The 13,018-nt window shown below is 71.5% G+C and carries 11 protein-coding genes and 1 tRNA gene; 6 read left to right on the forward strand and 6 right to left on the reverse strand.

The genetic code is table 11. The features are described 5' to 3' along the window. Positions 1 to 111: 111 nt before the first annotated feature. The 5 genes from ACZ4TV_RS06160 to ACZ4TV_RS06180 all read right to left on the reverse strand — a co-directional run bounded on the left by ACZ4TV_RS06160 (position 112) and on the right by ACZ4TV_RS06180 (position 5,989). Positions 112 to 1,575 carry a peptidoglycan D,D-transpeptidase FtsI family protein gene (locus ACZ4TV_RS06160; protein WP_468131190.1) on the reverse strand — a complete coding sequence of 488 codons (1,464 nt, stop codon included), beginning with the start codon at positions 1,573 to 1,575 and terminating at the stop codon, positions 112 to 114. Continuing rightward, positions 1,572 to 2,996, reverse strand: a complete 1,425-nt coding sequence (locus ACZ4TV_RS06165) for an FtsW/RodA/SpoVE family cell cycle protein (protein WP_468131192.1) — start codon at positions 2,994 to 2,996, stop codon at positions 1,572 to 1,574. Before ACZ4TV_RS06165 ends, ACZ4TV_RS06160 begins: the two co-directional genes overlap by 4 nt. Positions 2,997 to 3,030: 34 nt before the next feature. Next, positions 3,031 to 4,545: a PP2C family protein-serine/threonine phosphatase gene (locus tag ACZ4TV_RS06170; RefSeq protein ID WP_468131194.1), complete on the reverse strand. Its 1,515-nt coding sequence runs from the start codon at positions 4,543 to 4,545 to the stop codon at positions 3,031 to 3,033. 93 nt (positions 4,546 to 4,638) lie between these two features. After that, positions 4,639 to 5,136: an FHA domain-containing protein FhaB/FipA gene (locus tag ACZ4TV_RS06175; RefSeq protein ID WP_327415068.1), complete on the reverse strand. Its 498-nt coding sequence runs from the start codon at positions 5,134 to 5,136 to the stop codon at positions 4,639 to 4,641. 10 nt (positions 5,137 to 5,146) lie between these two features. Then, a complete protein-coding gene (locus tag ACZ4TV_RS06180) occupies positions 5,147 to 5,989 on the reverse strand; it encodes an FhaA domain-containing protein (protein ID WP_468131197.1) in 843 nt (280 codons plus the stop codon). A 293-nt stretch (positions 5,990 to 6,282) separates the two neighbouring features. On the opposite strand from ACZ4TV_RS06180, the gene ACZ4TV_RS06185 reads away from it, so the two are divergent. From ACZ4TV_RS06185 to ACZ4TV_RS06210, 6 genes are all read left to right on the forward strand, one after another. Next, a tRNA-Leu gene (locus ACZ4TV_RS06185) sits at positions 6,283 to 6,365 on the forward strand. A gap of 249 nt (positions 6,366 to 6,614) precedes the next feature. After that, positions 6,615 to 8,306, forward strand: a complete 1,692-nt coding sequence (locus ACZ4TV_RS06190) for a sensor histidine kinase (protein WP_468131199.1) — start codon at positions 6,615 to 6,617, stop codon at positions 8,304 to 8,306. An 8-nt stretch (positions 8,307 to 8,314) separates the two neighbouring features. Next, positions 8,315 to 8,974: a response regulator gene (locus tag ACZ4TV_RS06195; RefSeq protein ID WP_468131201.1), complete on the forward strand. Its 660-nt coding sequence runs from the start codon at positions 8,315 to 8,317 to the stop codon at positions 8,972 to 8,974. A gap of 53 nt (positions 8,975 to 9,027) precedes the next feature. Next, positions 9,028 to 10,428, forward strand: coding sequence for a DUF2252 domain-containing protein (locus ACZ4TV_RS06200; protein ID WP_468131203.1), 1,401 nt, complete (start codon positions 9,028 to 9,030; stop codon positions 10,426 to 10,428). 168 nt (positions 10,429 to 10,596) lie between these two features. Continuing rightward, positions 10,597 to 11,358, forward strand: coding sequence for a hypothetical protein (locus tag ACZ4TV_RS06205; RefSeq protein ID WP_468131462.1), 762 nt, complete (start codon positions 10,597 to 10,599; stop codon positions 11,356 to 11,358). Between the two features lie 140 nt (positions 11,359 to 11,498). Beyond that, positions 11,499 to 11,843: a rhodanese-like domain-containing protein gene (locus ACZ4TV_RS06210; RefSeq protein WP_468131205.1), complete on the forward strand. Its 345-nt coding sequence runs from the start codon at positions 11,499 to 11,501 to the stop codon at positions 11,841 to 11,843. A gap of 6 nt (positions 11,844 to 11,849) precedes the next feature. Here ACZ4TV_RS06210 and ACZ4TV_RS06215 read toward each other — a convergent pair whose 3' ends face one another. Beyond that, the gene (locus tag ACZ4TV_RS06215) at positions 11,850 to 12,992 is read right to left on the reverse strand and encodes an acyl-CoA dehydrogenase family protein (RefSeq protein ID WP_468131464.1); all 1,143 of its coding nucleotides are present in this window, start codon (positions 12,990 to 12,992) and stop codon (positions 11,850 to 11,852) included. Positions 12,993 to 13,018 lie beyond the last annotated feature (26 nt).

The raw sequence follows: 13,018 nt of genomic DNA on the forward strand, positions 1-13,018 counted from the left end.
CGTCCGTGATCGGTTCGTGGCCACAGGCTGATACTGGACCGGTACCGTACGCTCGGATCCGTGCGGGATTCAGTGATGTGCGTCACTCCGCTCCGGTCCGATGTCCCTTGCTCACCCCTGGCTCTTCAGCACCGCTTCCATCACGGCCGTGGCGACGGGGGCGGCGAGACCGCCACCGCTGATGTCCTCGCGATCCGCTCCGCTGTCCTCGATGACGACGGCGACGGCGACCGGTGAGGTGCCGTCCGCCTTCTGGACGTAGGAGATGAACCAGGCGTAGGGGCGCTTCTTGTTGCCCTCGCCGTGCTGCGCCGTACCGGTCTTGCCGCCGACCGTCACGCCGTTGATCCTGGCGTTCTTGCCGGTGCCGTTCTCGACGACGTCGACCATCATCTGCTGGACCTTCTGGGCGTTGGCGGCGCTCAGCGGCCGGCTCATCTCCTGCGGCTCGTGCTTCTCGATGACGTCCAGGTTGGGGGCCTGGAGCTGGTCGACCATGTAAGGCTTCATCAGCTTGCCGTCGTTGGCGATCGCGGCGGTGACCATCGCCATCTGGAGCGGGGTGGCGGCGGTGTTGAACTGCCCGATGGAACTCAGGGCGTTGCCGTCCTTGCCCATCTTCTTGTCGTAGATGCTGGCGAAGGCGCGGACCGGGATGTCGATCTTGTCGTTGTTGAAGCCGAACTTCTCCGACGTCTCCACCATCTTGTCGCGGGTGACCTTGTCGCCCAGGTTCGCGAAGACGGAGTTGCAGGAGACGCGCATCGCCAGGAGCAGACTGGCCTTCTCGCAGCCGCTGGCGTGGTTCTTCATCGGGGTCTTGGTGCCGGGGAGGATGTACGGCTCCGGCGTGTCCGTCGGGTCGTTGATCTCCTTCACGACGCCGTGCTCCAAGGCGGCCGCGGCGGTGACCACCTTGAAGGTGGAGCCGGGCGGATAGGTCTCGCGCAGGGCGCGGTTGACGAGGTTCTTGTCCTCGCTGTCCTTGAGCTCGGCCCAGGCCTTCCCGTCGTCCTTGGAGTTGCCGGCGAAGCGGGAGGGGTCGTACGAGGGGGTGGAGACCAGGGCGAGGATGGCGCCGGTGCGCGGGTCGATGGCGGCGACCGCGCCCTTGTTGTTGCCCAGTGCCTTGAAAGCGGCCTTCTGGGCATCGGGGTTGAGCGTGGTGACGACGTTGCCGCCCTGCTTCTTCTCCCCGGTGAACATGCCGATGGTGCGGTCGAAGAAGAGCCGGTCGTCGTTGCCGGTGAGGATGCCGTCTTCGAGGGATTCCAACTGGGTGGAGCCGAAGGCCTGGGAGGCGTACCCGGTGACCGGCGCCCAGAGGGGGCCGTCGAGGTACGTCCGCTTGTACTTGTAGTCGCTTCCGTCGGTGACCGCGGAGCCGGTGATCGGCTGGCCCTTGACGATGATGTTGCCGCGTTCGGTGGCGTACTGGGCGATCTGGACCCGGCGGTTCTCCTTGCGCGTGCTGAGTTCCTCGGCCTGGACGTACTGGAGCCAGTTCGTCCGGATCAGCAGCGCGAGGATGAGCAGCCCGCAGAACAGCGAGATGCGGCGCAGGGGCTTGTTCATGACGGGCGGACCACCTGGGTCATCTCGGAGTCGGGGGACGGGGCGGGGGCCGGGGCAGGTCGGCGTGCGGTGTCGCTGATCCGGATGAGGATGGCGATGAGGATCCAGTTCGCGAGGACGGAGGAGCCGCCGGAGGCGAGGAAGGGCATCGTCATGCCGGTGAGGGGGATGAGGCCCATGACTCCGCCGGCGACCACGAAGATCTGGAGCGCGAAGGCGCCCGAGAGGCCGATGGCGAAGAGCTTGCCGAAGGGGTCGCGGGCGGCCAGGGCGGTGCGCACGCCCCGCTCGATGATGAGCCCGTAGATCAGGAGGAAGGCCATCACTCCGGCGAGGCCGAGCTCTTCGCCGACGGTGGAGAAGATGAAGTCGGAGTTGGCGGCGAAGCCGATGAGGTCGGACTTGCCCTGGCCCCATCCGGCGCCGAGGACTCCGCCGGAGCCGAAGCTCATGATCGACTGTCCGACCTGCTCGCACGCGCCCGAGGTGGTGTAGCAGCCGAAGGGGTCGAGCCAGGCGTTGACGCGGGCCTGGACGTGGCTGGCGAAGGAGGCCACGACCACGGCGCCGCCGACCGACATGAGCAGGCCGATGACGATCCAGCTGGTCCGCTCGGTGGCCACGTACAGCATGATCACGAACATGCCGAAGAAGAGCAGCGAGGTGCCGAGGTCGTTCTCGAAGACCAGGATGAGCAGGCTCATCGCCCAGATCATCAGGATCGGACCGAGGTCGCGGCCGCGCGGCAGGTAGAGGCCCATGAAGCGGCGGCTGGCCAGCGCGAGCGCGTCGCGCTTCACCATGAGGTAGCCGGCGAAGAAGATCGCGATGACGATCTTCGCGAACTCGCCGGGCTGGATGGAGAAGCCGCCCACGCTGATCCAGATCTTGGCACCGAAGACGTCGGCGCCGAGGCCCGGGACGACGGGCAGGATCAGCAGGACCAGGGCGCCGGCCATGGAGATGTACGTGAACCGCTGCAGGACGCGGTGGTCCTTCAGGATCAGCAGGACGGCGGCGAACAGCGCGATGGCGAGCGCCGTGTACATCATCTGGCGGGGCGCGGAGGGGGAGAAGGCGCCGAAGGACGCCTTGGCGAGGTTCTGCAGCCGCTCGGACTGGTCGAGCCGCCAGATGAGCACGACGCCGAGTCCGTTGAGGAGGGTGGCGAGCGGCAGCAGCAGCGGGTCGGCGTACTTGGCGTACCGGCGTACGACGAGGTGCGCGACCGCGGCGAGCACGGCGAAGGCGAGGCCGTAGAGCAGCATGCCGGGCGGCAGGGTGCCGTTGATCGCGAGGCCCACGTTGGCGTAGGCGAAGATCGGAATGACCACGGCGAAACCGAGCAGCATCAGCTCGGTGTTGCGCCGGCTCGGCAGCTCGATGGCGCCGATGGTGGTCGTGTTGGTGACAACGCTCATGGTGTGGCAGGCCCCCTGTGCCCGCGTGTGTCTACTACTTCCCGCACAGTCCGACCAGCTGCTGCTCCGCCGGAGTCAGGCTGGGGGCGGGTGTCTGGCTGTTCTCCGCCTCGGCCTTGCGGCGCTCTTCGTCCTTCTTGCAGGCGGACACCTGGACACCGAGATCGTCGATCTTCTTGCGCGCGGCGTCCAGGCTGCTTTCGCCGATGGTGGCCTGGACCAGCTTGAGCTTGAAGGGCGGCAGGTACTTCAGTTCGATGTCGGGTCGGTCGGTCTCCACCTTGGAGAGCTCCACCGGCCCCAGATTCTGGCTGATGCCCTTGAAGAGCGCGACGTGGTCACCCTTGACGCCGATGTAGTACTGGGTCTGGGTCCAGCGCCAGCCGGCGTAGAGGCCGCCGCCGATGACGCCGGCGACGAGGAGCAGGGTCAGCGTACGCGTGGTCCACTTGCGCCCTTTGCTGCGGCGCCTGCGGGGGTGGTCGTACGTGTCCTCGTAGCCGGAGTCGGCGTCGTAGCCGTCGGCTTCGCCGAAGGAGCCGTAACCGCCGCCGCCCCGGCCCTGGTCGCCGTACCCGTAGCCGGGGGCGTCACCGCTGCCGGGGGGGCCGAAGGCGCCGGCGGGGGGCGGGACCTGGCGGCCGAGGCCCGAGGCACGGCCGGCCGGGGTCTGCATGGCGTTGCCGCCGTCGAAGAGCTGGTGCTGGTTCTCGGCGACCGCGCCGACGACCACCGGGGTGTCACTGACCTGGGCGGCGAGGGTGTCGCCGCTGTCGGTGTCGAGGACGTCGGCGACGATGCAGGTGATGTTGTCGGGTCCGCCGCCGCGCAGCGCGAGCTGGATCAGGGACTGCACGGTCTCGCGCGGACCGTGGTAGTCGGCGAGGGTCTCTTCCAGCGTTTGGTGGGAGACGACGCCCGAGAGCCCGTCGGAGCAGATCAGGTAGCGGTCGCCGGGGCGGACCTCACGGATGGAGAGGTCGGGTTCGACGATGTCGCCGCTGCCGAGCGCGCGCATCAGGAGGGAGCGCTGCGGGTGGGTGGTGGCTTCCTCCTCCGTGATGCGGCCCTCGTCGACCAGGCGCTGCACCCAGGTGTGGTCCTGGGTGATCTGGGTGAGGACGCCGTCGCGGAGCAGATAGGCGCGGGAGTCGCCGACGTGCACGAGGCCGAGGCGCTGGCCGGTCCACAGCAGGGCGGTCAGGGTGGTGCCCATGCCCTCGAGCTGGGGGTCCTCCTCGACCATGACGCGCAGCTGGTCGTTGGCGCGCTGCACGGCCGTGGCGAGGGAGGTGAGGAGGTCGGAGCCCGGGACGTCGTCGTCGAGCTGCACGAGGGTGGAGATCACCTCGGAGCTCGCGACCTCGCCGGCGGCCTGGCCTCCCATGCCGTCGGCGATCGCGAGGAGACGGGGGCCGGCGTAGCCGGAGTCCTCGTTCCCCTCGCGGATCATGCCCTTGTGTGATCCGGCGGCGAACCGCAGGGACAGACTCATGCGCACCTGCCCTGTCGACGAAGCTTCCTCCGGGTACAACCGGTCTCGAGCCACACTGCCCACCCTCCGGTCGGGAGCGCGCTCGTGTCCGTGTCCTCGGTGGGACGGATCGCCGCCGCGCGCTCGCTCCGCTCGCTCATTCTCGTACTACTTCCGCAGCTCGATGACGGTCTTGCCGATGCGGATCGGTGCGCCCGGCGGAATGGGCGTCGGGGTGGTCAGCCGGGTCCGGTCGAGATACGTGCCGTTGGTGGACCCGAGATCCTCGACGATCCACTGGCCGTCACGGTCGGGATAGATCCTGGCATGGCGGCTGGACGCGTAGTCGTCGTCCAGCACGATGGTGGAGTCGTGGGCGCGGCCCAGCGTGATCGTCTGGCCGGCGAGGGCCACGGTGGTCCCCGTGAGCGTGCCCTCGGAGACGACGAGCTTGGTGGGCGCACCGCGGCGCTGGCGCTGCTGCGGAGGCGCGGCCTGGCGGCCCGCCTGCTGCGGGGCGCCGGTGGCGCCGCCGCGGCGGGAGCCGCGCTGGGTCACTCTCGTTCCGAAGAGATCGCTGCGGATGACCTGGACGGCCACGATGACGAACAGCCACAGAACGGCTAGGAAACCCAACCGCATGACCGTCAGGGTCAGCTCTGACATTGCCCCCGCTTCACCCTTCGGCTTGCCGGTAAATGATGGTGGTGCTGCCCACGACGATCCGCGAGCCGTCGCGGAGCGTAGCGCGGGTGGTGTGCTGCCCGTCCACCACGATGCCGTTGGTGGACCCGAGATCCTGGATCGTCGAGGGCGTTCCGGTCCGGATCTCACAGTGCCGGCGCGATACGCCGGGGTCGTCGATCCGCACGTCGGCTTCCGTGCTTCGGCCGAGTACGAGCGTGGGGCGCGAGATCTGGTGGCGGGTGCCGTTGATCTCGATCCAGTGGCGCCGGGGACCGCCGGAGTTGGCCACGGGGGCGACTCCGGGGGGTCCGGCCGGGCCGGGCCGCCGAGCGCCGGCTCCGCCGGGGGGCGGGGCGCTGGGCATGGGCGGGGCGCCGACCGGCGGGTAGCCGTAACCGCCCTGCGGCTGCTGCGGGGCCTGGCCGTGCGGTGACGGCGCTGCCTGCGGCTGGGAGGTGCTGGAGGCGAGCGTGCGGCTGCGGACCCGGTAGAGCCCGGTGTCGAGGTCGTCGGCCTTCTCCAGGTGGACCTTGATGGGGCCCATGAAGCTGTAGCGCTGCTGCTTGGCGTAGTCGCGGACGAGGCCCGCGAGCTCGTCGCCGAGCTGCCCGGAGTAGGGGCTCAGGCGGTCGTAGTCGCCGGCGCTGAGCTCGACGATGAAGTCGTTGGGAACGACGGTCCGCTCGCGGTTCCAGATGGTGGCGTTGTTGTCGCACTCCCGCTGGAGGGCGCCGGCGATCTCCACCGGCTGGACCTCGGACTTGAACACCTTGGCGAAGGTGCCGTTCACCAGACCTTCGAGTCGCTGCTCGAACCGCTTCAGAACTCCCATGGGGCACCTCCTCCGTCGTTGTCGCCCTGTACTGCTTACTGATCGTATCCACGCGTGGCGGATTCGGGTGGTTCCCCATCGGTCCTGTGAGGACGAGTGTTGGTCCTCACAAGCGATCGTAGGGGCGCTCCAGACACAGTGTCCCGCACCTGGGGCGGAGTCCGGGAGGGGCGGTCCACGGCGGGGTGCGGGGGTGCGGGGAAAGCGATGTGAAACCACCCCGCCCACCGTGCTAATGTTTCGACGTCGCCAGGGGAACGGCCCGAAAGGGAAGAACCACTGGGACGCTGCTCGGGCGAGTGGCGGAACGGCAGACGCGCTGGCTTCAGGTGCCAGTGTCCTTCGGGACGTGGGGGTTCAAATCCCCCCTCGCCCACATCGACGAAACGGTCGTCATCGCGCAAGCGGTGGCGGCCGTTTCGTGTTTCTGGTCACCGTTTCCCCCGTCATCGTCCTCCGGTTGTCCGCTCCTCCCCGTCGTTCGGTTACCCGCGCCGGCATTCGGTTGCCGGCGGCGTGATCCAGGACACGTGGCCGATGTCGCCCCGGCCCCGCGACTTTCGTCGTGCGGGGCGCGACGAAAGAGGGCGGACGGCCGTGCGCCGGGGTGTCTAGGGTCGGTCGGGTGGATGCGAAGGCGAAGACGCGTGCGGGCTGGGACTGGCTGAAGGGGCCGGAGCCCTGGACCGGGCGGATGCTGGCGGGTGATCTGGCGCTCGCCGGAATCGTGGCCCTGCTCGGTCTGGGCGTCGAGGAGATCGACAACGGCTCCGGGCTGCGGATGCTGGCGAGCGCCGCGACCGTGGTGGTGCTGACCCTGCTGCGCCGCAGGCTGCCGGCGACGACGCTCGTGGCCGGGGCGGCGGTGGGCGCGTATCTGCCCGGCACGGTCCTGGTCACGGCCCTGCTGGGCTGGTCGGCGGGACGCCGGATCGTCGGGGTGGGCCGGGCCGGCTTCGCCTTCACCCTGGCCTTCGTCGCGTCGGTGGGTCTCGGCGTGCTGCACGAGTGGTCGCAGATGCGGCCCCTGCTGGTGGTCGTCTTCACCACGCTGATGTTCCTGGCGACCACGGTGATGCCGGGCCTCGCCAGCCGCTACTGGTCGCAGCGCCGTACGTTGCTGCGCGCGCTCCAGGAGCGCAACGGACAGCTGATGCGCGAGCGCGTCATGGTGGCCGGGCAGGCCCGGCTGCGCGAGCGGCAGCGGATCGCCCAGGACATGCACGACAGCCTCGGCCACCAGCTGGCGCTGATCTCCGTGCACACCGGGGCGCTGGAGGTGGACCCGAAGCTGACCGACCGTCAGCGCGAGGCGGTGGGTGTGCTGCGGCAGGCCTCGGTGGCGGCGATGCACGAGCTGCGGGAGGTCGTCGGCATCCTGCGGGACGGCGTCGAGGCGCCCGTGCCGGTGGAGGAGGCGGCGCAGCCCGCGGCGCGCGGGGTGGCCGGGATCGCGGGGGTCGTGGAGGCGGCGCGGGGCGCGGGCACCGACGTGCGGCTGTCCACCTCGGGTCAGCCGCGGCCGCTGGTCGCGGCCTGCGACCACGCGGCGTACCGGATCGTCCAGGAGGCGCTGACGAACGCCTACAAGCACGCGCCCGGGGCCCCGATCACGGTCGAGCTGCGTTACGAGGACGACTCGCTGGTGGTGGAGATCGCCAACGGTCCGGCGGCCGGTACGGTGGGCGCCGAGGTCGTGTCGGGCGGCCAGGGGCTGACGGGGCTGCGCGAGCGGGCACGGCTGGTAGGCGGGATGGTGCACGCGGGCGAGACCGAGGGCGGCGGGTTCCGGGTGGCGGGCGTGCTGCCGTACGGGGCGGAGCCGGCGGGCGTGGAGGACGTGGCCGACGACTTCGGGCAGCAGGCGCAGGCGCTGGCCCAGGGGCTGCGCGGGGCGCCGCCGATGGACTGGGCGGCGGTCGACCGGGAGCTGGCCGTACGGGGGCGCAGCCGGACCGGCGGCTTCGCCCTGGGCTGCGGTATCGCCTTCGCCGCGGTGGTGCTCCTGGTGATCGTGATCGGCGCGGGGATGGCCTTGCTGGTGGGCTCGATGGGTGACGCGCTGCTCGACCAGGACGGGTTCGACGCCGTGCGGGTGGGCGAGTCGGAGCAGACCGTGCGGGACCGGCTGCCGAGCGGCGGCAGCTTCCTGACCGCGGGGACGGAGCGCAAGGGGCCGCCGAGGCCGGAGGGCTCGGACTGTCTGACACTGCTGTCCGAGGACCAGCCGAGCGCCCTGGGGACGGACTTGATCTACCGGTTCTGCTTCAAGGACGGCAAGCTCGTGGACAAGCAGGCGTACGAGGTCAAGCAGTAGGAGCGCGGGTGACAGCCGAAGTGATCCGAGTGGTCATCGCCGACGATGAGCCACTGATCCGGGCCGGGATCAGGATGATCCTGACCTCGGCGCCGGACATCGAGGTCGTCGCGGAGGCGGCGAACGGCAGGGAGGCGGTCGAGCTGGCCCGCTCGCACGCGCCCGACGTGATGCTGCTGGACATCCAGATGCCGGTGATGGACGGGCTCACCGCGCTGGGGGAGCTGCGGCGGGCCGTGCCCGAGGTGCGGGCGCTGATCCTGACCACCTTCGGCGAGAAGGAGAACGTGCTGCGGGCGCTCGGTCAGGGCGGCGCGGGGTTCCTGCTGAAGGACTCGGCGCCGGGCGAGCTGATCGGGGCGGTGCGGGCGGCCGCGGCCGGGGACGCGTACCTCTCGCCGGGGGCGACCCGGCACGTGGTGGACCAGCTGGCGTCGGGGAAGGCCGCCGTGCGCGGTGAGCAGGCCCGGCGCCAGGTGGCGGAGCTGAGCGAGCGGGAGCGCGGAGTGCTGGCGCTGCTCGGGGAGGGGTTGTCCAACGCGGACGCGGGCCGGCGGCTGCACATGAGCGAGGCGACCGTGAAGACGTACGTCAGCCGGATCCTGGCGAAGCTGGGCTGCGAGAACCGGGTGCAGGCGGCACTGCTGGCCAGGGACGCCGGGCTGTAGATACGGTCAGCCCGTTCGGGAAGCGATCAAATGAACGGGCGGGGGCGGCGCCGATGGCGGCGGTAGCGGGGCAGCGGATTCCGGACGTGGCGGGGTTCGCGCCGCGGGTGGCTGCGGGTTCGCCCAAGGAGGAGGGCAAGGCGCTGCGCGGGCGCGTGCCGCGGGCGGCGCACGCCGCCTTCGTGGCGCCGGCCGGGCGGCCGGACGCCGTGCGGGCGGTGGAGGAGTCGAACGCGGGGCGGGTCGCCGAGCTGACTCCCATACGGGTGGGCCGGATGGCCGCGAACCCCTTCGCGTTCCTGCGCGGGGCGGCGGGGCTGATGGCCCACGACCTGTCCGGTGGCCCGGTGACCGGGATCGGCGCGCAGATCTGCGGCGACGCGCACGCGGCGAACTTCGGCCTGTACGGGGACGCGCGCGGGCGGCTCGTCATCGACCTGAACGACTTCGACGAGACCGTGTTCGGCCCGTGGGAATGGGACCTGAAGCGGCTGGCGACCTCGCTGGTGCTGGCCGGCCGGGTGGTCGGCGCCGACGAGGACACCTGCCGGGCGGCCGCGCTGGACGCCGTGGGCGCCTACCGGCGGACCCTGCGGCTGCTGGCCAAGCTGCCCGCGCTCGACGCGTGGAACGCCATCGCGGACGAGGAGCTGGTCTCGCACGCCGACGCGCACGATCTGCTGGGCACGCTGGAGCGGGTCTCGGAGAAGGCACGCAACAACACCTCCGCGCGGTTCGCCGCCAAGTCGACGGTGATCGGGCCGGACGGCGGACGCCGCTTCGTCGACGCGCTGCCCGTGCTGCGCCGGGTCGGGGACGGGGAGGCGGCGGCCGTGGCGGCCTCGCTCGGCCCCTACCTCCAGACGTTGCAGGGCGACCGGCTGCCGCTCCTGGCCCGGTACGCGATCCACGACGTGGCCTTCCGCGTGGTCGGGACCGGAAGCGTCGGCACCCGCTCGTACGTGGTGCTGCTGCTGGACCACCGGGGCGAGCCGCTGGTGCTCCAGGTGAAGGAGGCGCGGCCCTCCGTGCTGCTGCCGCACCTGCCGGGGCTGGGCTTCGTATCGCCGCCGGTGGAGCACGAGGGCCTGCGGGTGGTGGCCGGGCAGAAGCGGATGCAGGTGGTCTCGGACATCATGCTGGGCTGGACCACGGTGGAGGGCCGCCCGTTCCAGGTGCGCCAGTTCCGCAACCGCAAGGGCAGCGTGGATCCGGCGGCGCTGACCGCCGACCAGCTCGACGACTACGGGCGGATGACGGGGGCGCTGCTGGCCCGGGCGCACGCGCACAGTGTCGACCCGCGGCTGCTGGCCGGGTACTGCGGGAAGAACGAGGAGCTGGACGAGGCGATGGCGGCCTTCGCGGTGGCCTACGCCGACCGGTCCGAGGCCGACCACGCGGATCTGGTGGCGGCGGTACGGGCCGGGCGGATCGCGGCGGAGGCCGGGGTCTGAGGAGTGTCCGGGCCGCTTCGCGGCGGGCGATGTTTCACGTGAAACGCCGCCCGCGCGGGCGGGCCGTAGGCTGGCCGGGTGAGCGAGCAGACCGAGCAGCCCGAGCAGACAGTCCCCGGTGATTCCGGCGACTCCTCCGTCACAGGTGAGGAGCGCCCCGAGGCGCGCCTGGAGCGGGCCGTGCGGGCCGCCGAGCAGGCGCTGATCGAGTTCGAGATCGCGGTGGAGACCTTCCGGGTGGAGGTGGAGAACTTCTCCCGCCTGCACCACCAGAAGCTCGGGCCCATGTATACGAGGCTCGACGAACTGGACGCGCTGATCGCCGAGGCGAAGGCGGCCCGCACCGGCGATGCCGAGGACCTCCGGCGGGCGAGGGAGGCGCGCTCGCTGGTCATGCCGATGCCCGGGGTGGACGAGCTGTTCCACGACTGGCTGGGCTCGGACGGGATCTCCGACGACGCCGCCGCGATGCTCACCGACCGGCCCGTGCGGCCGCCGGAGCGGGTGCGCCCCTCGGAGGAAGTGCGCCGCCTCTACCGCGAGCTGGTCCGCCAGGCCCACCCCGACCTCGCCCAGGAAGAGGGTGAGCGGGAGCGGCGCGACGCGTTCATCGCGCGGGTCAACGCCGCGTACGGGCGGGGCGACGAGCGGCTGCTGCGCGAGCTGGCCGAGGAGTGGGCGGCCGGGCCGGCGCCCGAGGCGGCGGCGCCGGGCGAGAGCGAGGAGCTGTACGCCCGGCTGGAGTGGCTGGCGCGCCGCAAGGAGCTGCTGTCGCTCGTGGCGCGGGAGCTGGAGGAGAGCGCGATCGGGTCGATGCTGAGGATGGCGCCGGAGGATCCGGACCGGCTGCTGGAGGAGATCGCGGAACAGCTGCTGGCGCAGGTTTCCGAGCGTGAGGCGGAACTCGCGGCTGCGCTCGCCGCGCAGTGACGGTGCGGGGCCGCTGCGCTGGCGGGCCCGGGCTGCGCCCGGCTTCCTGGGGCTCCGCCCCAGACCCCGCGCCTCAAACGCCGGCGGGGCTGGGTTCGGCTAGGTTTGGAGTGACTATCTGCGATGAGAGAAGGCGACGTATGAACTTCGGACCGCTTCCCTCGGTGGACGCCGCCGCGGTGCCCTCCGAAGGCTTTGTCCTCGACGTCCGTGAGGACGACGAATGGGCGGCCGGTCACGTCGAGGGCGCGCTGCACATCCCGATGAGCGACTTCGTGGCCCGCTTCGGCGAGCTGACGCAGGCCGTCGAGGACGGCCGCCGGGTGTACGTGATGTGCCGGGTCGGCGGGCGGTCCGCGCAGGTCACCCAGTACCTGGTGCGTCAGGAGATCGACGCCGTGAACGTCGACGGCGGAATGCAGGCCTGGGACAACGCCGGGCGCCCGATGGTGACGGACACCGGGACCCCGGCCTTCGTGCTGTAGCCCCGCTCAGGCGAGGGGGTGGGCGGCCAGCAGGTCGCCCAGGGCCTCCTCGTGCGCGGCGGCCGGGCCGAGCTGGAGTTCCAGCTGCTTGGCCCAGGCGTGGTAGCGGTGCAGCGGGTAGTCGGTGTCGGCGCCGAAGCCGCCGTGCAGGTGCTGGGCGCTCTGCACGACCCGGCGTACGCCCTCGGAGGCCCAGATCTTGGCGACCGCGACATCACCGGAGCTCGGCAGCGGACCGCCGGCGCCGCCGGTCGCGGCGTCGAGGCGCCAGGCGGCCTGCCACAGGGTGACCTCCATGGCGCGCAGGTCGATGTAGCGGTCGGCGGCCTGGACGGCGACGGCCTGGAACGTGGCCACCGGGAAGCCGAACTGCTCGCGCTTGCTGGTGTACTGGCTGGTCATGGTGAGGACGGCCTCGCCGAGCCCGAGTGCCAGTGCGCAGGTCCCGGTGGCGAGGAGCTGGCGCAGCCGCTCCCAGGCTTCCGGGTTCTCGATGAGGTGGGTCCGCTCCACCCGTACGCCGTCCAGGGCGAGTTCGGCGAGCCGCTCCCCACTGGTGGAGACCTGCTCGGCGAGCGCGAGGCCCGCGGCGGTGCGCGGGACGAGCGCGAGGACGGCCTCGCCCTCGCCGGTGTGGGCCGGTACGGCGATCCAGTCGGCGCTCTGCGCCCAGGGGACGGCGGTCTGCGTGCCCTCCAGGATCCACTCCGCGCCGTCACGGCGCGCGATGACGGCGAGTTCGGCCGGGTCGTGGCCGGAGCGGCCGTGCGCGGCGGCGGTGAGCACGAGCGTGCCGCGCCCCGCGCCGGGCAGCAGGGCGGCGGCCAGTTCCGGGCTGCCGTGGGCCTGGACGGCCATGGCGGTGGCGCAGTGCTCCAGCAGCGGGACCCGCGCCAGCACCCTGGCGGCCTCGCGCAGCACCAGGCACAGGGCGATGGCGTCCAGACCGGCGCCGCCGTGCTCCTCGGCGAGGACCAGGCTCAGCAGGTCGGACCCGGCGAGCTTGGCCCACAGGGGGCGGTCGAAGTCCTCGGCGACGGCCCCCGGAGTGAGCGCGGGACTGGGCACGCTGTCGGGTGCGACATCCGCGAAGACGGCCCTGGCCGCCTCGACGGCGGCCTGCTGCTCCTCGGTGAAGGTGAAGTCCACTGCCTGTCCTCCCACGTCCGATCTGA

The sequence above is a fragment of the Streptomyces sp. NPDC028910 genome (genome assembly GCF_055564955.1).

Coding starts and splice junctions, on each gene's coding strand:
- ACZ4TV_RS06160 (WP_468131190.1), bottom strand. CDS start 1,575: ATGAACAAGCCCCTGCGCCGCATCTCGCTGTTCTGCGGGCTGCTCATC.
- ACZ4TV_RS06165 (WP_468131192.1), bottom strand. CDS start 2,996: ATGAGCGTTGTCACCAACACGACCACCATCGGCGCCATCGAGCTGCCG.
- ACZ4TV_RS06175 (WP_327415068.1), bottom strand. CDS start 5,136: ATGTCAGAGCTGACCCTGACGGTCATGCGGTTGGGTTTCCTAGCCGTT.
- ACZ4TV_RS06180 (WP_468131197.1), bottom strand. CDS start 5,989: ATGGGAGTTCTGAAGCGGTTCGAGCAGCGACTCGAAGGTCTGGTGAAC.
- ACZ4TV_RS06200 (WP_468131203.1), top strand. CDS start 9,028: ATGGCGGCGGTAGCGGGGCAGCGGATTCCGGACGTGGCGGGGTTCGCG.
- ACZ4TV_RS06210 (WP_468131205.1), top strand. CDS start 11,499: ATGAACTTCGGACCGCTTCCCTCGGTGGACGCCGCCGCGGTGCCCTCC.